Below are 19,392 nucleotides of genomic sequence, written 5' to 3'. Positions count from 1 at the left end.
TCCGATCGTTCTCAGGAGCCCGGCCATGTATAAGTCTGGATACCTAAAGACTGCGTTTTTGCTCGTATTGCTGCACTTAGGCTCTACAAATGCTGCGCCCGCACAGGACGTGCCGGCCGCAGCAATGCCCTTTGCGCCCAATACGTCCGAGCCCCATCGCGACGGCTTTTACTGCGAGCAACGCAAGCTTGGAAGCTGGTTCTATTGCGATCCCGAAAGGCGCGTTGCGACCACGCCAACGCTCCTGCCCACGCCCGTGCCAGCTGTGCGGCAACTGGCGGAAATTACCGAGCAGCTCGACGAGCTGAAGGCAAAGGCGATTCTCGAGCCAACGACCCAGAACCTGACCGCCTACATGCATTTTCAGCGCGAGCAACTCGACCGCGCATCGACATTCGCCGATGTGTGGGGGCGGGCGGTCTGGCAGACCCCCGAGCTCGACTACACTCTTGAGCGGCCGATCAATGCGCTGGGTAAGCAGACTTGGGTCGCCGATCGCAAAGCAGAGAAGGCATCGACAATGAGGGCGCTTTCGCAGCGCTACGGGGTCTTCTACTTCTTCTCGTCGGCGTGCTCCGCTTGCCGCGTCTTCAGTCCGATCATCCGCTCGATCTCTGAGCAGTACGGGCTCGAGGTGATGGCGGTCTCAATGGATGGCGGGCCCAATGAGACGTTTCCGCGCTACGCAGTCAATAGCGGCCAGTACGAGCGCATGGGTTTGACCGGCAATCAAGTTCCCGCGCTGGTGCTTTTCGACACCCATACCAAACAGCCTATTCCTATCGGCTACGGCCTGATGGCGGCCGACGAGGTGATGGACCGCATCTTCACGCTGACGCGTACGGAACCGGGAAGGGACTATTGATGGCGGGTATGCGCATGCGGCCGGGACGGATCCTGGGCATGGTAGTGAGTGTGCTGGCTCTCTCGCAGTTGGCGGTCATGCAGGCCGATGCCAACGTGGGATCCGAACTCAACGATTTCTTCAACGACGTTGGCGGCGCTGGCAATGCCTCTGGCCCAAGCGCATACCAAGGCCAGTCGGCGGGCTACTATACCGGCGGCGGGGTGTGGACGCGGTTCCCGAACAAACAGGTTAACCCCGTCAACGTCCAACTGCCTAGCGTGAAGGCGGGGTGCGGCGGCATCGACATCTTCGGCGGGGCGTTTTCGTTCATCAATACCGACCAGATCGTCGCGATGCTCAAGGGCGTCGCCAGCAATGCGCTGGGGTTTGCCTTCCAGCTGGCGATCAAATCGATCAGCCCGCAGATCTCGCAGACCATCGAGGAGATGGCGCAGAAGATCGAGAAGCTGAACCAGATGAATATCTCTTCGTGCGAGATGGCGCAGGGCCTCGTGGCTGGCTTGTGGGGCGAAAGCCAAGGGCGCGATTCCGAGGTTTGCAAGGCGATCGCCAATAGTCAGGGCTTCGCAACCGACTGGGCCAAGGCGCGGCAGGACTGTAATGCCGGCGGCAGCCGCACCGAGATCATCGGTAAGAACGGGGACGAGACGATTCCGTCCAAGTCCTACAATTACACCTGGCACATGCTGGACAAGAGTTACCCCTCGTTCGATCGCGAGTTCAAGGAGTACCTGATGACGCTGGTGGGCACGATCGTCTACCAGCGCGCGTCCAGCGACGAGGGGCACGGCGCGGTCAGATATTACGGCCACGGCAACCGCGAACTGATCCAGGCGCTGCTCGATGGGTCGTCTGGCGCGCACGTCCTGCGGTGCGATGAAACCCAGGATTGCCTCAACCCGTCCGATTCAATCAGCGTGTCGATCTCGGCGGCGCAAGCGCTCAAGCCTCGAGTGCAGGCTCTCATCACCTCAATGGTCGGCAAGGTCCGCTCCAACGAAGCCCTTACCACCGAGGAGATCGGTATCCTTGGCGCCACCAGCATTCCACTCTACAAGATCGTCACCGTCAATGCCGCCGCGCAGCTGGGCGGCATGACCACGAGCGAGATCGAGGGCTTGTCCGAGGTCGTCGCCATGGACATGCTTGAGACGATCGTTGGCGAGTTCTACAATTACGTCCAGCGGACGCAGGGCAGCTTCAATGAGGCCGACGAGACCACGCTCACGCAGTGGCGTGACCAACTCACCACCGTGCGCCAGGTCATCGATGGCTATAGCTACGCCATGAACGCGCGCCTGCAGCGCACCCAGACTTACATCGACCGCTCAATCTTTCTTGAGCGGACGCTGCGAAACACGATCTCGCCGCAGATGTCTGCTGCCCTGTCATTCCGATCCAGCGCCAGCGCGCAGGGACTGAACTGAGGGACCCTGGACATGCTAGAGGTCTTCACCATCGGTGGCGGCGAATACATCGTCAATGTCCTCAACGCTGTGGCCGCCTGGACCGGGGGAGGGGGGTGGCGGGCGATGATCCGGGTGGTGATGGTGATAGGGTTTGCCTACTCACTGCTGGTGGTGGCCTTCAGCCTTAACTGGAAGGCCTGGTTCCACTGGTTCCTCGCCTCGACCTTGATGTACGGCGTGCTGATCGTGCCGACTACGAGCGTCAAAGTAACGGACCGCATCAACCCCGGACTCGCCCCGGCTGTCATCGCCAATGTGCCGATTGGCCTTGCCGCGATCGCCTCGTTTTCGAGCCAGGTTGGCGACTGGCTGACGCAGCAGGCCGAAACGGTATTCGTGATGCCGGATGCTCTGCAGTATCGAACCAACGGCATCATCTATGGGGCGCGGCTCTATGACAGGACGCGCGATTTCAAGTTTCGCGATCCGCGGGCGAGGGCCAACCTCACGGAGTATTTCAGGCAATGCCTGTTCTATGATTTCCTGCTCGGTCAGCGCGATCCGGCCGAGGTGATGAACTCCACCAATGTCCTGGCTGCGATGGGACCGGGTTCGCCAGCGCGGGCGATGAACTACTGGAACGCCGATGGCACCTCGAACATCGTTAGCTGTGCCATCGCCTATGCGACGCTCGCCAGTGCGGCCGGCATTCCGGCTAAGACAGACGAGGAGTTGACGCGGGCCGCGCCCGGTTTCTTCCCTGACATGACCGCCGCGGCCGCGAAGGCGAAGCTGGAAGCGGATCTCCCGACAGTCGCATCGCAGTTTCATGGCAGTACGCAGACGGCTGCTGAGATCTTTCAGCAGCGGGCCCTTACTGATGCTTTCCTGGAGGCCCGGGCCAATCTATCTGGCGCCGATGGTGATACGTTCGCAATGATGCGGGCCGAGACGCAGGCAAAGAACACCTACACCTCGATCGCGCAGCAGGCGATGGCCTGGGTACCTTTGCTCAACATCGTTCTGGTCGTCGTGTTCTATGCGATGTTTCCGGCGATCTTTCCGCTCTTTCTCTTGCCACAGACTGGATTGGCGGCGGCGAAGGGCTATCTGACCGGGTTCTTCTATCTGGCAGCCTGGGGGCCGCTTTATGCGGTGCTGCACATGTTCATCATGGGGCGCGAGGAGGCTGCGATGGCAGCGACTGCCCCAGGCGGCATCACGATGGCCACGATCGAGGGCATCGATGCGGTGAACGCGGACACCGCGACTATCGCCGGCTTCCTCATGATGTCCATTCCGTTTCTCGCCGGCGGCCTAGCCAGGGGGGCGATGACGATTTCGAGCCAAGCGACCTCGATGCTGGCGCCGGCCCAATCGGCTGCGGAGGCGGCGGCGATCGAGCGCACCACCGGCAATTATTCCTACGGCAACCAGAGCTATCAGAACCTGACCGGCAATGTCGTGCAGCGCGATCAGTGGAACACCGCGCCGGCATACACTGGGGGGTTTGGGCGCTCGACCTTCGTCAACTACAATGGGACGCAGTCGGCGCAAACCGCCGATGGCTCGGTGGTCTATGACAATCGACCGGGCATGAGCAGCCTCGGCTTCACACCCAGCGTGTCGCGCTCGACCATGGCTGAGGTCAGCCAAGCGGCGTCTGAGCTTGAAACGCGACGTACCTCACTCACGAACTCGAGGTCGGAGCGCGTGGCTGCTTTGGAGCGTGCGGGCTTTGGCTCGAGCAACGGCTTCCGTACGTCCAGCGGGGCTGAGGCATCCTCAGGGCATGGCAACACTGCAAGCCGAGGCGAGAGCCATAGTGAATCCCAGGGCTCAGGCGACCAGACTGGCTCTGGCCGAGATATCGCGCAAGGCACAGAGAGCAGTCGGGGCGCACAAGACCAGTATAAATCCGGTACCGGTACGAACTGGTCCATTGGTGGATCCGTTGGAGCTCAGAGAGGGGGAGGCGGCTCTGGCAAAGGCGCGAAGGGCGGCGGCGCCAGCGGAGGTGCCAATCTGGGAGGAAGCATCAGCAAGGATGCCTGGGACGGCGTGTATTTCACCGACGGGACAACGCAATCCCGGAGTGATCGCTCGAATATCAGCTCAAGCGAAACCAGCAAACAAGGCGAGGACCATAGCAAAGACTTCCGCTTGAACGAAGAGGGCTACTCTCGCAGCGGCAATTTCTCTCGCAGCGAGGGCTATTCGGAGAGCCGCTCATTCCGCGATAAGACGGTCGAAGAAATCCGCTCGATTGATGGACAACTGGCCGAGATTGAAGAGGCATCCCGCTCGCTCGGGACAACCTGGACTATGCGCGAGGGGGGCGGCGTCCAAGTCAGTCAGGACCTTTCGCAGATCGTTGCGAGTCAATATCGGGAATACGCTAATAGCGCTGAGTTCCGGGCGCTTGGTGCCCCATCGCTGCAGGCTCAGGATCTTAGCCCGACCCAAATGAGGGCGCGTGATATGATCGTTGATCGCATTGCAAAGGATTACGTCGATCAGATCATGGAGCCAGTCCGCGATGAGCTCGTACCGCCTCCTGAGCTGCGTGGATCAGTCCAAGGACCCAGCGACTTCAGCGAATCCGATATACGCGGCAGCCTTGGTGCTGGCGGTGGCCGCCGCAGCGGTAGTGGTGGCGGTGACAGTGGCTTTGCGGAGTTTCAGGCAGAGGTGGCTGGAGCGATCAACGAGGGGCGTGCCTCGATCGAGAGCAGGCGAGCCGCATCTGAGGCAAATCGGGGTGGTGCTGTACAGGGCGCGGTGGACCTAAATCAGCAAGCCAATGAGCGGACCAGCCGAAACTGGTTCCAAGATAAGGGCCGTGCGCGTTAGCCCACGGTGCCATAGAGCATGACGCCAAGAACTACCGCCGCGCAAAGTACAAAATTAAGCCTTTGCAAAGCAGGAGAGGCGCCGGATAACGCCTCAGAATCGTCAAACGAAGGTACACTCTCCGTTCGGCGCCGACGGTCATCATCATCAATCAACAGTCCGAGGCCATTACCTTCCGGTGTGCCATTATACGGGAACGTCAAGGCATAACTCCTTTCGCGCTAATGTAGCATTCCCGACATAGAAATAAAATGCCACTGACGCCGCCTATTGACGTACGGGCGTCGTAAATTTGCACACCGAACACGGCTATGCCGTAGTAAAAGAAGATAAATCAAACAGATATCTATTCTATAACGATGTAATTTCCTCCGGCAGTTCGCCTTCTGGCGATGGCGGATTGGGGACCGGGGCCTCTTCAGAGACGGGGTACCGCAGCCGCTCAGAAAAGCTCGACGGGAATGTCGCTCGCCGCCGGCCTCCAAAGGTGGCGACCATCGTATGGGACAGCGAACTGCCCGCCTTTGGCCTGCGATTTCGTCCCAGCGGGCACAAGTCTTGGATAGTGCGTTACCGTGAGCGCGGAGTTCAGCGATTCCGAACCCTGGGCACCACGGCCAAGATGTCGATCCAAGAGGCGCGCGGCGCGGCGGTCGATATCCTGCGCGCTGTCGCGCTGGATGGCTTGCCGCAAAAACCAGTTCGGTGCGCTGACGACGATCTGAGCATCGAGCAGTTCTCGCCCGAGTTCATGCGCTGCTGCAGCGGGCGGTGGAAGGCGAGCACCACGGCACGCAATCAATCGGCGCTCACCCGAGACATCCTGCCGTCCCTCGGTTCGTTGAGCGTGGCGCGCGCGGAGCCGGCCGATGTTGCCCGGTGGCGCGATGCGATGGGCGGCCGACCTGGCGCTTTCAATCGCGCTGTTCCGATCTTGTCGGCACTGTTCCAGCAGGCCGAAGTGATGGGTCATCGTCGGCGCGGATCGAACCCCTGCAAAGGCGTTGCCCGCTACAAGCGCAAGCTCCCCGAGCGGTACCTCAGCGCGGCCGAGTACCGCAGCCTAGCGGCGACGCTGCGCAGCGCGGAAAGCGAGTTTCCCGAAACCGTGCATATCATCCGCCTGCTGATCTATACCGGGGCCCGGCGCGGCGAGATCGCGGGTTTGCGGTGGGAATGGGTGAAGCCGCCGCGCATCTTCCTGCCCGACAGCAAGACCGGGGCAAAGGTGATTTACCTCAACGCGCCCGCCATGTCTCTTTTGGACGGAGTGCGGGGCGATCGGACCGAAGGCCTGGTTTTCCCGTCCGCACATAAACCCGACATGCCGTTCAATGCGGAGAGCCGCTGGTACAAGCTGCGCGAACGGGCCGGATTGACCGGCGTACGCATCCACGACCTGCGACACAGTTTTGCATCGGTCGCGATCCGCGAGGGATATTCCCTGACGGTGATCGGCAAGCTGCTGGGCCACGCACTTCCCGAGACTACCGCGCGGTATGCGCACCTTGCCGATGACGTGGTGTCCGAAGCGGCATCACGCATATGCGCGTCGATCGCCGGAAAGATGGGGGTGCTCGTATGAACGCGCTCACTCTCGCCGCGATCGTCGCCCAGGAGCTTGCCACTGCCAACCTGCCATTTCTGCAGGTGGCCGAGACCATTCGTGCTTCTAGACTTACCGTCTGGGCACGGGAGCTACCCGGCTTCGGCATCCGACGATATCCCGGTGGCAAGCGCGTCTACCTCGTGCAAGCCCGGATGGGCGGACGATCGCGAACCGTCACCATCGGGGACGCGAAGGTGGTCCCGCGCGCGCAGGCTATCGACGTCGCTCGCCGGGTGTTGTTGCGGGCCCAGACTGGCGACGACCCCGCCGAGGCCCGGCTCAGGACGCGGCGCATTCCGCTCTACGATACTTTCCTGCTGGAGTTCTGGAGCAAGATTTCGCCGCACTGGAAGACCTCCACACGGGAGCGCAACGCCTATTACCGCAAGCATTTGGAGGGCGCGTTTCCACGCCGGTTTCTGGACAAGATCGCGCCGGGCGAAGTGGCGGGCTGGTTTGCTGACCTGACCGTCACTTCCGGGCCGGGCGCGGCTAACCGGGCGCTGGAATTGCTGCGGGCTCTGTTCAACAAGGCGGAAACGTGGGGCGTGCTGCCACCGGGCTCCAACCCGTGCGAGGGGATCAGCAGGAACCGCCTGCGCAAGCACCAGTGCCTGCTTTCTGCGGACGAACTGGCGCGGTTCGGGCGGGCGCTGGCGGACTTGGCAATGACCGCACCAATGCAGGCCGCCGCGATAACGCTTATCGCGCTTACCGGATGCCGCAAAGGCGAGATCAGCGGTCTCGACTGGAGCGAGGTGAAAGGTCGCCGCTTGCTGCTGCACGACGCGAAGACCGGGCCGAGAACTGTGTGGATCGGCATCGAGGCAGCGGCTCTCCTGGCCCGGCTTCCCCGTCACCCGGCAATGTCGTGCGTCTTCTGGGTGGGGGAGCAGCGATTGAATCCACGCCAACTGGATCACGAGTATTACCGGGTGCGGTCGTCGGTGGGCCTGGAGCACGTGCGCATGCACGACCTGCGGCACAGTTTCGCGAGCCATGCCGCGGTAATGTCCGAGACGCTTCCGATGATCGGGAAGCTGCTGGGGCATTCCACCCTGCAGATGACGGCCCGCTATGCCCATCTCGACGATGACGCTGTCGTCGCCGCCAACGAAGGCATCGGAGCGATCCTCGCCCATATGATGGGGGAGGGCGGGCCTTCCCCGTCTGGCGGTCGTATCTCAGGAGCGCATACGAAAGGGACGCGGTCATGATCGACGGGCTCTCCCATCGGGATTTCCAGCGCCGTGCCCGGCTTGCGTTGCGCCGGATGACGCCTCTGCAGCGGGACGTCTTCCTGGCGCTGCAAGACGAGCATCTCGGCTATCCGGCGCTCGCGCACCAGCACCACGTCACCGAGGCCGAGGTGAGGGCGGCGTTCGCCGCAGCGCTGCTCGTTTTCACGGACGAGTACGACAGGCCGCCGTCATGGTGGCGGCGCGTTCTCCAAAGTTGATCTGTCAGGCCGCCTGATGCTTGCCATCGGGCGGCCTGACCTGCAAAATGGACCTCACGATGCGGACCGATCTCGACCACCTTCCCGGCAACAAGCAGCGTGAACTGGAGCGCGTGATCCAGATCGTCTTCGAGGAATTCGAGGACGCGCTGGCGCTCGCGACCAACGACTGGAAGAAGAAGGGCCGCATCCTCAAGCTGGTGCTTTACGGCTCCTATGCGCGGGGCGGCTGGGTCGACGAGCCGCATACCGCCAAGGGGTATCAGTCGGACTACGATCTGCTCATCATCGTCAACGACAGCCGCCTCACTGACCGCGTGGAGTACTGGTCCAAGCTCGATGATCGGCTCAACCGGGAATTTTCGATCACGGGTGCGCTGCGGACGCCGGTCAATTTTATCGTGCATGCGCTGCAGGAGGTGAACGACGGTCTCGCGCAGGGCCGCTACTTTTTCATGGACATCGCCCGTGACGGAATTGCGTTGTATCAGTCTGACGACACTCCGCTGCTTGCACCCCGGCCGAAGTCGCAGAGTGCAGCTCTAGCATTGGCGCGCGAATATTTTGATGAGTGGTTTCCAACAGCGATGGGTTTCAATCGAAATGCTGCCTATGCTGTCCGTGATGCCGATAACAAACTCGCAGCGTTTCTACTGCATCAAACGGCTGAGAGGCTTTATCATTGCGTGCTTCTAACGGTGACTTTCTATACACCACATGTCCACAACCTCGGCTTCCTGCGAGCTCAGGCTGAACGTCTTGATCGCCGATTTTGCTACGTCTGGCCACAAGACACTCGGTTTGAGCGCGCTATGTTCACCAAATTCAAGGAAGCATATGTGAAGGCACGGTACTCGAAACACTACGCCGTCACCCTTGATGAACTCAACTGGATTAGTCGGCAAGTGGACGAGCTTGGGCGGGTAGTGCAAACAGTCTGCGTAGCTCGTTTAGCAGAATTAGAGGTTTCGACAGAAGAGCCGAACTGAGAGTGTCACAGCAAGGACCGCTTGGGGAGCAAGTATATCGCTTGCTTAACGAAATAGGTGGGCCCATCCAACCACATTTGGTGTGTGCACGGAGGCTCATCATCGTCGCCCAGCAAAACCTAGCAACGGCTTTACCTTTGGACGGGAGAATAGAGCGGCGAACCGCTCTCAAGTGGAAGGACAGCACCCACTTGACGTTCTGACCGATCAGTAGACTGAGCTCAACTCTTTTTTTCGGAGAACACTTAGAAGATCAATCTGGTCCCACCGAACGAACCATGGGTGTGCTTGGATTTCAGCTACCGCCGCACCAGCATCGGCTGTGGAAATTTGAGGTAAGTGGCATCGCGTCCGAAGGACGTTGAACCAACTCGATCGTTTTTGGATCGGTACATAGGGGCACGCTAATAGATCAAGTGCGAGATGTGCTGCCTGGGAATCTACGCGTGGACCAAGGCCTTCCGCTACAATTGCTCTGCCCCGATCGAAGAGCTTCTTGATAAGAGCCCGGTGTCGAATCCTTCCGCCTGTGAGAAAAAGGAAAGAAATAATCTCAAAGTAGTCAAATTCATCAATGACGTCACACATAGAAGATATCAATTCGTCCACCAACGGCTCTAAGCTAGCTATTTCGCGCATTGGTATGAGAATATTTAGTACTTCTACTGGAACAGCGGCAAGGTCTTTGTGGCGTGAATTCCGGCTAATTGACTTTGCCAAATCTAACGTCCATCGTACGATACTTTCTGACAAATACGGAAGTCGATCGGGAAAGTTATCTCTGAAAAGTCGAGTCGAGGTGATTGTCGCCCGTGCAACATTTAAGGATGCCCTCACCGTTGGGTTCACTGTATAAAAGAAATATATAACCTCAATTATTAGCATAGATGCGGCTATATACCTCTCATCCTCCGCGCGATCTGCGGAAGGAAGCGCCTTATGCCCATCGGCTAACTCGGTAATCCTTTTGCTCGCAGCCGATACTATGTAATCGGACACAGTGTCATAACCGGTGTTGTGGAGGGTACAGGTAGCTTTAACCGACCCGATCAACGACCGGATGAGGGCATCAGCTCGTAGTATCTTTCGCGGAGATAGTACGATTTCGTCGCTGTGCATTCGTTCTTCAAGGAACGATTTGAAGAATTTGGTGATGGCGCTGTTTGTGTCAGCGATGATTTGCGATTTCTTTGTGGAGAATGGTCGAGAGATGGTAGTAGTTTTCGCAGTATTCAAGTGGAGATTAAACTCAGCAAGACACGTCTGTACTACGGCTGTAACGCGATCTGCCGTGCTCTCGTCTTGGGCAAACACATAATAATCGTCGACATATCGACGGAACTCGTAATCAGCGCGGAATGACAAACTTTTTCCAGATAGGGTGCGGATAACCCTTCGGTCTATCTCGGAAAATATAATCTCTGCAAATATACGACTTACCTCTGGGCCAATACAAATTCCATTTGTTTCATTGAAGTTCATGGACTGCATTAGCTTATCAAATTCGTTCGCAAAGCCTGCAGAGTTTGTATTGTCCTTTGCCGTTTGAATATCGGCTATCGCCCAGAAAAGTGTGTGTGTATATATGCTGCCAAAACATTTACTGACATCAAGAGATCGGAAAAATTGATATTTCTTTTCTAAATGAAGGTATTCATTGGAGTTAAAAAATTCATGTGCGCGACTGATTTTGTTGTAGGCGAAATATGATGCCGGATTTGATACTGACGTTTCGATCGTAACTGTATCGATGCCGTTTCGACGGAGGCGATTGCGATCACTAGCCGGCCCTTTAACGAAGAAAGTGCCTCCAACTTTAACCGGGGCACGCAAAGTCGCTGGCGACCGCGCCGCGTAATAGCAGATCAAAGTGTCGAATTTCATATAAAACTCGGCAACGCTTTGTTGAGCGGATGGATGAATTAAGCTCAAACCTCGGGCAGACCAAGCATCTTTTAAAACACTGTAACGATAGGGTTTGGTATATGGTCGTTCGGGTACGAGCAACTGGTTGATAAATGTGGCGGCATCTGCATTACGTGGCAGCTTTTTGGTAAGATTTGAGTAGAAGCCGTCGTTAGAAAATACAATTGGAACTTCTTCCGGTAATGTGTCTGTAACAACCGCTCGGAGGAAATCTCCGCGCCGGACATTCCCTTTTGCTACGATTTTTTTACGCATGCGACCAACATCCAATAAGTCTCTTCAATGTATCATCATCAAAACTGAAGAAGCGATTATTCAGAAAGCCAGATGAAAAGCCAAATCCGAGCACCTTTGCCCTTTGGGCCTTTGTAAGAATTGGCCGCAGCCTATTGTTAGGGTGACCCGACGTTATCACATTTGTCAGGAATCTATCCAAAGCTTGTAGTTGTGGTGAATTATTAGGGTCAATTAATCCGTAGTTGTAGCGCACACCAGAATATCTCTGCTGACCGGTCGCGTCGTCAATGAAGCCGAAATTGCTAGTAAGCAGTTTAATTCGGCCTAAGAAATCATCGAAGTTGCCGCTGTCTTTGAAATTCAATAGAGACAGTGAAATTCGCCTTTTTATTTTTGATATTTTTGACGGTGCGATATCAACGTGAACGTTTCTAACTAGGCCTCGGCCTAATGTTCGGGTCACTTGACTAATGCTTAACGAATATCCCAAAAATTTAATATCATGTTCAGTCGCTATCGTTGCACGTTTTGTATACGGCGAAAATTTATATGGCGTTGTTTTTGATTTGTTCAGTTGTAGGCCGGGCGGCAAGAGATCTGCAATAGTATTGCGCAGGAGACTTAAATCCGATTTATCGGAAACCACTATTATGCCATCGTCTACGTATCGGCTATAAAATCGGACACCAGGCAAATTCGAAATTGCGGCATCGAAGTCCCGAAGAGCGTATTCGGCCAGGGTCGCGCTCAAACCTACGCCTCGGGGCAACCCCGTTATCGCCTGCGTTTGAAGTGCCGAGAAAAAGGTCTCAATGAGCATGATGGATTGCCGTGAAAATGCCGCGTCCTTTCGGAGACGATCGACGATATCTTGCGTATTCACGGTTTCATAAAAGGATTTTATATCAAATTTTAAAATCCCAAATGGGATTCCCTCCGAAGTGAGAGCGATCAATGACTTTACGATCGATTTCCGATCAGATTGTCGGACACCTGTTATTCTGCGGAGTGTTTCGGAGATGTGTCGTATCAGCAGCGCCTCATGCAAAGCCGCGTGTCGGTATATCGACTTGTCACCTAAACCATTCCGCCTAAGCGAAACTGTCCGGAAGCCATCGTTAGCGATGCGAACTGCATCCTCCACTACCGCTGCCTTGTCACTAACTTTGATAGCCCAAGAGGTGTCTCTAAAGTCACTTGAACGGAACTGGCGTGCAATAGTCTTCGCGTGAAGGGTATTATCTAGCAAGATGGCACCTCTGTCGTAATCTCATTTCGACGGATGATTAGCCTCGCCATATTGCTAACTTGCATGCGAGAATCTTTACTTGCGATAGTGCCAAGTCCTAACGCGCCAGATTTTGCTATAAATTGCTTCTGTGCTTCTTCTGTCTTCGACAGCATAACCACGTCTACGTTCGGAAGATGGTGTTGGAAGTGCGCTTTGCACTCGATCGCGAACCGGCATGAAGCAGGATCGCTGGATTGGTGAATCAGCAGAATATCTATGTCCTTGGCATCCTTGGCTCCGCGAAAGAACGAGCCGAAGCCAAACACTTCGAGAATCCTAGTCAAAGCAATCCTCGCTCTTTAAAATTCTCGCTGTCCCAATCATTGAGGTAAAGCCAATAATCGCGTCTATTAAGGGCGGCCATAAAATCACGTATATTGAATAGGCCTATTTGGTCCGATCGACATTGAAATTTAAGGTCCTCGGTGTAACCGCACCAGTTTGAATTGATGACCACGACATCGACCTTCCCTAACTTCGACGTGGTCTCAAGATATTCAGCACAACCATAGGAATAACATTCACATATGAATACAACAAGAATCCGGCCATCTGCAGTGGCGAGGTGATAGAGCCCTTCGTCATTAGACTCTATTGACAGAACCCTGCTGTGCTCGCGCATCCGCTGTTCGAAAAATGCAAAACCACCGGAGTGGCTTGGCCAAGGGAAGGTATCACTGTATGCTGACACGTGTTGCCTCCTCGATCAGCTCAGCGAAAGCTGCTGGGAACCTGATGACGCCTTCATAAGAGATTTCGTCGGCGACCCATCTCTCATAGCTGCGGGCGTGCAACTGAAAGGCGGCTACGACGGGATGGTCAGCAGGGGTGAGGGTGCCAGCCGCATCGTGTAATATCTGGCCGATGCGCCGGTTGTTTGGCACGATTGTGATCAATCTCTCTGAAAGCCAAGCTCCGTGAGCAGAATCGCTATGAGGATTTTTCCTAGCAATTTCGGAGACGGGGCCGAAACTGAGCCAAACCTGATGGTTCTCTGCGAGCAGAGGAGCGATCTCGCGGGCGATGGTTTGTCTGGTCGGATATGCCTCGTCCATAAGCCTCTCCCGAATGAACTCCTCATGCCTCAATTTTAGGCCGTGAAGCATGCCGACCTGGAACCGCCTCTCATTTTCTCTTCTGTCGATCATCCGATGATGAGTGGGGCACAAAAGGATGAGGTTCTCATAGCCGTCTCGTTCCTCCGCCGAGTGGTGCGGATCGTGGCGATTTGAACCAACCTTGTCTCCGCAGATATGCGCCATTTCGCCGATCGTATGTGAGGCGAACTCCCCAGCCTCTTTGAGAGCAAGGCGTTCACGACAGTCCGAGAACGCGCACAGGCCGGCCGCATTTGCCCACAATAGTTTTATCGATTTTTGGGTGATCGCCATTTCCGATGTTTATCACCTTTGCCTGGTTGCTTAGTCTATATCGATCTGTGGCTTGGCCGCGTCTTTACTTGGCATCATGAAAGGCGCCTGTCCAGAATCCCCCTCAAGCCTATTGTCGCTTGGACATTTTGGGCCCTAAAAAAGCGCATACGCTTAGTGCCCGAAATGCGGAGTGCGGCCCATCATTTCCAAAGAAGTGATAACGGAGCGGCGGTTAATTTGTCGCCGAACGATATCCTCTCTTGGCCATCATAAAGCACCACGCCGTGAGCGAAGCTTTCGCCACATGAGGCAGCTAAGGTTTTTAGGCCTCCGAAATCGCTCGCCTTCACGGTGCCCGAGGCTTTGATCTCAATGCCTGCGATCATGCCGTCGTCACGCTCCAGCACGATGTCAACCTCGCGCATCTGCTGGTCGCGGAAATGGTAGGGCGTCAGTCGGAGGTCTGACGCCGCCATGAGCTTGAGGACCTCAGAAAAGACAAAAGTCTCCAGCAGCGGCCCGAAGGCTGAGCGGTCGGCGCGTAAGCGATCGATCGTAAGGCCTCGGGCCGAGGCGAGAAGTCCTGAGTCCAAGAAGTGCAACTTGGGCGTCTTGACGATCCGTTTAAGGGTGTTGGTGAACCAGGGTTGCAAAGTTGTTACGAGGAAAATCTGTTCGAGAAGCGCGATATACCGCTGGCTGGTCTTGTGGCTGACGCCGATGGCGGCGCCGAACTGGGAGTAGTTGACCAACTGCCCTGAGTGCTCGGCGAGCAGGCGTACAAACTTGGGTAACTCCGTCAGTTTCTCAATGTCCGCGATGTCTCTCAGATCGCGCGTCAGCACTGAGGTCAGGTATGCGCGGGCCCAATCTTGGCGGCGTCGTTCGCTCGTCCGTAAGATAGCCTCGGGGAAGCCGCCAAGCATCACCGTCTCGACAAGCTCGTCGCCGACCCGGGCATTCTTCACTGCCCCCAGCTTTCCGGAGAAAAGGTCGTCGAGAAACGTTGGAGTAGTGCCGTCGATCTCAGCGCGGGCGAGCGGGAGCATGTGGATCGTTTCGATCCTGCCCGCGAGGCTGTCTGCCACCTTTGGCAGCGTCAATACATTGGCGGAGCCGGTGAGGAGGAAACGCCCTGCCCGATAATCTTCGTCCACCGTCTTTTTGATCGCGAGCATCAGTTCGGGCGCGCGCTGGATTTCGTCGATGATTGCAAGATCGAGTCCTCGGATGAAGCCGACCGGATCTGATGTTGCTGCCGCTAATGCCGTATGATCGTCGAGAGTGATGTAGGTTCGACCTGCATCACCCATCTGCCGGACAAGTGTCGTCTTGCCCGCGCGGCGCGGACCGATCACCAACACGACCGGCGTGTCGGATAGGGCATCCTCTACCCTTTGGGTGACGATCCGATCGTACATTGGAACCTCGAAAATTGGAAATCTTGAACATGATAATTGGAAGTCTGATCCATGACAATTGGAAGTTTAGCGCCGTCCCGGCAACTTCTTAATCCGGTACCATTTTGTTGGAGAGAAGCGCTCGACCTCTCTTCTCGTGGCCCGGAGAGTTCCGCCCCAAGTGATGGCTATCTGAGTACCGGAGGCCGAATTCCGGGCTCAATCTGCAATTTCTCCACTGGCCATCAGGCGTCCGCCGGGCTAAATTGACCCACAGGAAGCCCGGATTTCCGCCAGTTTCCTGAAATACGGACCAACCAAAAGATGAGGTGTTCAGTGCCTAAAATGAAGCACACCGAACACGATGCGCTGGCCCCCAAAGCCTCATGTTATTACGAGCTCGCTGGCGCGCATCTCCATTTTTGGCACCTGCTGAAAAGAGATTTCGGAGAGTGATTTAACATAAGTAATGTTATCAATCTAGACATTATGTTAAACACGTGGCTGCGTTATGTTATGTTTCAATGGCTTGGCACCCCAACCTTCGCCGGAGCGAAGGGCCCCGCCTTCGCTCGCCGGGCCATCAAGCTTGAGCCCGAGCCCTCTAGAACCCCATGACCAGGCGGTGATGCTTGAATCGTGCTGCTGATGGTGACGACGGCGGTGTGTATGCTATCGTAACCTAGCGGATTGAAAGGGCTGGATTTGGGTAAGTCGAGCGATACGTTGACAAAGGCTGAGATTGCTGGAGCCATTAACTGCAAGGTCGGCATTTCGCAGACGACATCATTGGAGATTGTCCAAGCGATCCTAGACGCCATGGGTTCGGCGATGGAGGGCGGGCAAAACGTCAAGATCGCAGGGTTTGGCACGTTCTTGCTGCGCGACAAAAGAGCACGGGTTGGTCGCAATCCGAAAACGGGCGATGAGGCGCCAATTTCGGCTCGCCGAGTGCTGACATTCAGGCCGAGCCAAGGCCTCAAAGATCAGATCGCGAAAGGGATCTGATCGTGTCTATACCTCATGCGGCCACACCAAATGACAAGGCTCTATTTTGGCGAGATTTCCTTCTCCATACCAGATTTTCGGTCTGCGAGCTCCCTGACGGAACGCTATAGCTCCGAATTTAGGGTACCGTTCCTGGCGATCAAATGTTCGACAGGGTCCGACCGCCGGATCAGACAGCGATCGCCGAGGACAAGCGCCTCGGCGCCGGGCAGATGGCGGCAAGGATGAACGGGGATCCGCGGCTGGCGCGCGGGCTCGACATCAACGAATGTGGCGCCGCGATCACCGAGCGCAGATCTCCCCCACCCGGATAAACATATTGAACTTCCCCTGCCGGGCGAGCGTGGCGGCCGGCCCACAACGCCAGCACACCTTGAAAGATGCGTGCAGGGTATGCTTGCGTCGTCCGAGGGCGCCGCTGCTGAACTGCCAGCGCGGGTGAAGCATCGCCAGACTTGCGCATCTGCAGGCGAGGCGCGCGAGCGCAAGGCTATGCGCCACCCTTGCTGCCTCGAACGTGCCACCAGCCCATACCAATGGACGGCCGTGGCCGACCCACGTGTGATCTTAGGCTTTGCCCATTTTCAGTAGAAGACAATGGAGAACTGACTGGCGCCGCCACCGTCGCGGCTCCGATGTAACTGGAGAGCCTCGTGAACCCGATACGCAGGAAACTGCTAACGCTCTTCCCCGCTGCCGTAGTGGGTTTATCCCGCGCCGCGGCTCTGGCCAAGCCGAGGGCCGCAGGTCGAACGGCCGACTTTTCTGTCCGTTGGATCACCCTGGCCAACGGCCATAAAGTCTGGACGCAGCGCCGAGGGTCAGGTGGGCCAACAGTCTTGCTTCTGCATGGCGGGCCAGGGTTTTCTCATGATTACATGGATTGCTTCGCGGATTTCCTGCCTGACGCAGGCTACGAGATGTATTTCTATGACCAACTAGGGTGTGGCCTGTCGGATCGGCCTGATGACGTAAGCCTCTGGACACTGCCACGCTATCTTCAGGAGGTTGAGGAAGTACGCGCAGCTTTAGGTCTCGACCGTTTCATTTTAATTGGCCATAGCTGGGGAGGCATTTTAGGTATTGAATATGCACTGAAACACCCAAGGCGTCTCGCGGCCTTCGTTTTGTCGAATATGACCGCCAGTTTCAGCGATTTTTCTGCGTATACCAGCAAATTGAAGCAGACACTGCCATCTCAGGTGCAGCAGCATTTGCTGGCACTTGAAAAAGCCGGAGCAGAGGCAGGCGACGAATACGGTGCTATCCTCCAACAGGAACTCTATACGAGATACATTTGTCGTCTGGCACCGTGGCCGGCCGGTCTGACCCACAGCTTCGAGGTTGCCAACGGCGTCATCTACAATCAGATGCAAGGCCCGAATGAGTTCGTGATCACGGGCAACCTCGCTTCGTGGGACCGTTGGGCGGATCTTCCTAAAATCGATGTTCCAACGTTGGTTATGGGTGCTCGCTATGACGAAATGGACCCGCGAAGCATCGAGCGGGAGGCGCACCTCATACCAGGCTCGGACCTGTTCATCAGCGAAACAGGGAGCCATCTAGCGATGTGGGATGACCAAAAGCACTATTTTGCGGCACTTTTGGCGTTCCTGATGCGTAACCGGCGATAAATCCTGCGGGCTTTCCTGCTACGGTGTTCGTTGTGCCGATACCTGCTTTGCCTTACCCAGGTGCGGGTCCGCCGCCGCCCGGTGTCTGATGGGCGGCGGCGTTGGCGAACACTGGCAGTAATTGCATTTCGTCAGGATGGTCGGTCTTTAGCCGCGAGGCTCTCCTGGCCTAGTGATCTGCTTGGCCCATTTATCAATTCCGAGTTCCGAAGGGATTTCGTCGAGAACCTTATCCAATGCCTCACCAGGTCCACCATGGCATCCACGGCGATGTTCAGCGGTCGTCGTCTGCCCCTCACCGTCTGTCCAGGAAATGGTGAAGGAGGATGTATCGGAAATTGCCACTTCGCAGTCCACGCGGGCCGTTGTGCCTGTTGCGGGTCGGAAAGGTCCAAGAGCCTTTGCTACATGGCGATAAGACGCGGCTCCGATCCTGCGCTCGCGCTTACCCAAGACAGTTGTATGCCGCTTACCGTCAAAATAGACCGTGCCCTCAGGCGTGATGCGGGCCTCATAAATCGGGCAAAAGCCAAAGCATGGCCCGACGGAGATAGTAATCGTCTCAGCCAAAGGCGCAGGCGTTCCAGGCGCTGGCAGCGGCGCGATCGCGGATGGGGAGGCTGCGCAGGCACCTAGCGCGAAGATGGCGGCCATCGTCGCCCATTTCATAGCCTGGTTCATTTCCCGCCTCCGCGCAGATCCTTGGGGAGCATGTAGGCCGGGCAGTAACGGTAACTGGTCCCCGCGCCGCGCGTGCGTAGCTTGAAGGTTAGCGCGTCGCTGACGTCAACAACCTGCTTTTCAGTAATGCGGGGACCTTTGCCAACACCGGTATCGATGCAGGATTGTCTCACCGAATAGCTCTGGCCCTTCCGCGAAAGGACGCGCGCGACGCAGGCGTGGGTGTTCGGCGTACTAATGCCTTTGCCGTCGTACCGGCGGATTGCGGCGTTGGGGGGCGATCCGCAGTCGGTACCTTTCTGCACGTAGATACCCGGCTTCAGTTTGAAGACACCTCCGGGCCTGGGCGAGGTGTCCACGCTGGCGCTAACCGGGACAGCGGTGCTGACACCGGCAACCACCAACGCGGCCGAGAGCCATTTAAGGTCGGTACGCAAAGCCTTCTCCTTTGTCGTTCAAGCTTCGTCCGAGATGAAGCTGAACGAGAGACGGAGCAAAATGGTAAGGGCCTTATCGGCAATCTTATTTTCCCGACGCCCCGGTCTTCACTCGGGCCGGGGCGAAGCCAGCCACCGGCAGCATCGAGGCGGCGAGCCGAAGGGTTTGCTCGAAGGCCTCGGCAGTTTGACCACCGCCGAACAGGTCGGTGCCATTC

The 19,392-nt window shown here is 56.8% G+C and carries 18 protein-coding genes; 10 read left to right on the top strand and 8 right to left on the bottom strand.

The window, feature by feature from the left end; genetic code table 11:
* Positions 1-25: 25 nt before the first annotated feature.
* The 3 genes from traF to TQ38_RS28200 are packed head-to-tail and all read left to right on the top strand — an operon-like array spanning position 26 to position 5,130.
* On the top strand, positions 26-865 hold the full coding sequence (traF, locus tag TQ38_RS28210) for a conjugal transfer protein TraF (RefSeq protein WP_082057752.1): 840 nt from the start codon (positions 26-28) through the stop codon (positions 863-865).
* Positions 865-2,295: a conjugal transfer protein TraH gene (locus tag TQ38_RS28205; protein ID WP_240198205.1), complete on the top strand. Its 1,431-nt coding sequence runs from the start codon at positions 865-867 to the stop codon at positions 2,293-2,295. Before traF ends, TQ38_RS28205 begins: the two co-directional genes overlap by 1 nt.
* 12 nt (positions 2,296-2,307) lie before the next feature.
* The gene (locus tag TQ38_RS28200; RefSeq protein WP_043976520.1) at positions 2,308-5,130 is read left to right on the top strand and encodes a conjugal transfer protein TraG N-terminal domain-containing protein; all 2,823 of its coding nucleotides are present in this window, start codon (positions 2,308-2,310) and stop codon (positions 5,128-5,130) included.
* Here the strand turns inward: TQ38_RS28200 and TQ38_RS30335 are convergent.
* The gene (locus tag TQ38_RS30335; RefSeq protein WP_162792456.1) at positions 5,127-5,333 is read right to left on the bottom strand and encodes a hypothetical protein; all 207 of its coding nucleotides are present in this window, start codon (positions 5,331-5,333) and stop codon (positions 5,127-5,129) included. The two genes, TQ38_RS28200 and TQ38_RS30335, sit on opposite strands and share 4 nt — an antisense overlap.
* A gap of 284 nt (positions 5,334-5,617) precedes the next feature.
* Here TQ38_RS30335 and TQ38_RS28195 point away from each other — a divergent pair, with 284 nt between their 5' ends.
* The 4 genes from TQ38_RS28195 to TQ38_RS28180 are packed head-to-tail and all read left to right on the top strand — an operon-like array spanning position 5,618 to position 9,187.
* The gene (locus TQ38_RS28195) at positions 5,618-6,715 is read left to right on the top strand and encodes a site-specific integrase (RefSeq protein ID WP_240198204.1); all 1,098 of its coding nucleotides are present in this window, start codon (positions 5,618-5,620) and stop codon (positions 6,713-6,715) included.
* Positions 6,712-7,956 carry a site-specific integrase gene (locus TQ38_RS28190; RefSeq protein WP_052505803.1) on the top strand — a complete coding sequence of 415 codons (1,245 nt, stop codon included), beginning with the start codon at positions 6,712-6,714 and terminating at the stop codon, positions 7,954-7,956. The genes TQ38_RS28195 and TQ38_RS28190 overlap by 4 nt, the downstream gene beginning before the upstream one ends.
* On the top strand, positions 7,953-8,198 hold the full coding sequence (locus TQ38_RS28185) for a hypothetical protein (RefSeq protein ID WP_043976522.1): 246 nt from the start codon (positions 7,953-7,955) through the stop codon (positions 8,196-8,198). The genes TQ38_RS28190 and TQ38_RS28185 overlap by 4 nt, the downstream gene beginning before the upstream one ends.
* Before the next feature lie 59 nt (positions 8,199-8,257).
* Complete coding sequence (locus TQ38_RS28180) at positions 8,258-9,187, top strand: nucleotidyltransferase and HEPN domain-containing protein (protein ID WP_043976677.1); 930 nt, start codon at positions 8,258-8,260, stop codon at positions 9,185-9,187.
* 207 nt (positions 9,188-9,394) lie between these two features.
* On the opposite strand, the gene drt3b is transcribed toward TQ38_RS28180, so the two are convergent.
* The 5 genes from drt3b to TQ38_RS28150 form a co-directional block, all read right to left on the bottom strand.
* Positions 9,395-11,368, bottom strand: coding sequence for an antiviral reverse transcriptase Drt3b (drt3b, locus tag TQ38_RS28175; protein ID WP_082057754.1), 1,974 nt, complete (start codon positions 11,366-11,368; stop codon positions 9,395-9,397).
* Entirely contained in the window at positions 11,361-12,599 is a 1,239-nt protein-coding gene (gene drt3a / locus TQ38_RS28170; protein ID WP_162792455.1) for an antiviral reverse transcriptase Drt3a, read from the bottom strand. The genes drt3b and drt3a overlap by 8 nt, the downstream gene beginning before the upstream one ends.
* A gap of 322 nt (positions 12,600-12,921) precedes the next feature.
* A complete protein-coding gene (locus TQ38_RS28160; RefSeq protein ID WP_082057757.1) occupies positions 12,922-13,332 on the bottom strand; it encodes a hypothetical protein in 411 nt (136 codons plus the stop codon).
* A complete protein-coding gene (locus TQ38_RS28155) occupies positions 13,316-14,032 on the bottom strand; it encodes an HNH endonuclease (protein ID WP_043976523.1) in 717 nt (238 codons plus the stop codon). Before TQ38_RS28155 ends, TQ38_RS28160 begins: the two co-directional genes overlap by 17 nt.
* 182 nt (positions 14,033-14,214) lie before the next feature.
* Positions 14,215-15,435 carry an ATP-binding protein gene (locus tag TQ38_RS28150; RefSeq protein ID WP_043976525.1) on the bottom strand — a complete coding sequence of 407 codons (1,221 nt, stop codon included), beginning with the start codon at positions 15,433-15,435 and terminating at the stop codon, positions 14,215-14,217.
* Positions 15,436-16,119: 684 nt separating this feature from the next.
* On the opposite strand from TQ38_RS28150, the gene TQ38_RS28145 reads away from it, so the two are divergent.
* The 3 genes from TQ38_RS28145 (at position 16,120) to TQ38_RS28140 (ending at position 18,056) form a co-directional block, all read left to right on the top strand.
* Positions 16,120-16,422 carry an integration host factor subunit alpha gene (locus TQ38_RS28145; RefSeq protein ID WP_043976527.1) on the top strand — a complete coding sequence of 101 codons (303 nt, stop codon included), beginning with the start codon at positions 16,120-16,122 and terminating at the stop codon, positions 16,420-16,422.
* Positions 16,423-16,565: 143 nt separating this feature from the next.
* On the top strand, positions 16,566-16,736 hold the full coding sequence (locus TQ38_RS30330) for a hypothetical protein (protein ID WP_162792454.1): 171 nt from the start codon (positions 16,566-16,568) through the stop codon (positions 16,734-16,736).
* A 339-nt stretch (positions 16,737-17,075) separates the two neighbouring features.
* Positions 17,076-18,056, top strand: coding sequence for a proline iminopeptidase-family hydrolase (locus tag TQ38_RS28140; RefSeq protein WP_240198203.1), 981 nt, complete (start codon positions 17,076-17,078; stop codon positions 18,054-18,056).
* Positions 18,057-18,203: 147 nt separating this feature from the next.
* Here TQ38_RS28140 and TQ38_RS30325 read toward each other — a convergent pair whose 3' ends face one another.
* Together TQ38_RS30325 and TQ38_RS28135 are read right to left on the bottom strand one after the other, a co-directional pair.
* Positions 18,204-18,737, bottom strand: coding sequence for a DUF6438 domain-containing protein (locus tag TQ38_RS30325; protein WP_162792453.1), 534 nt, complete (start codon positions 18,735-18,737; stop codon positions 18,204-18,206).
* Positions 18,734-19,174: a hypothetical protein gene (locus TQ38_RS28135; RefSeq protein ID WP_043976528.1), complete on the bottom strand. Its 441-nt coding sequence runs from the start codon at positions 19,172-19,174 to the stop codon at positions 18,734-18,736. Before TQ38_RS28135 ends, TQ38_RS30325 begins: the two co-directional genes overlap by 4 nt.
* Positions 19,175-19,392 lie beyond the last annotated feature (218 nt).

Source organism: Novosphingobium sp. P6W (genome assembly GCF_000876675.2).
Lineage (GTDB): Bacteria > Pseudomonadota > Alphaproteobacteria > Sphingomonadales > Sphingomonadaceae > Novosphingobium.
This window is presented reverse-complemented; position numbering and strand designations above follow the sequence as displayed.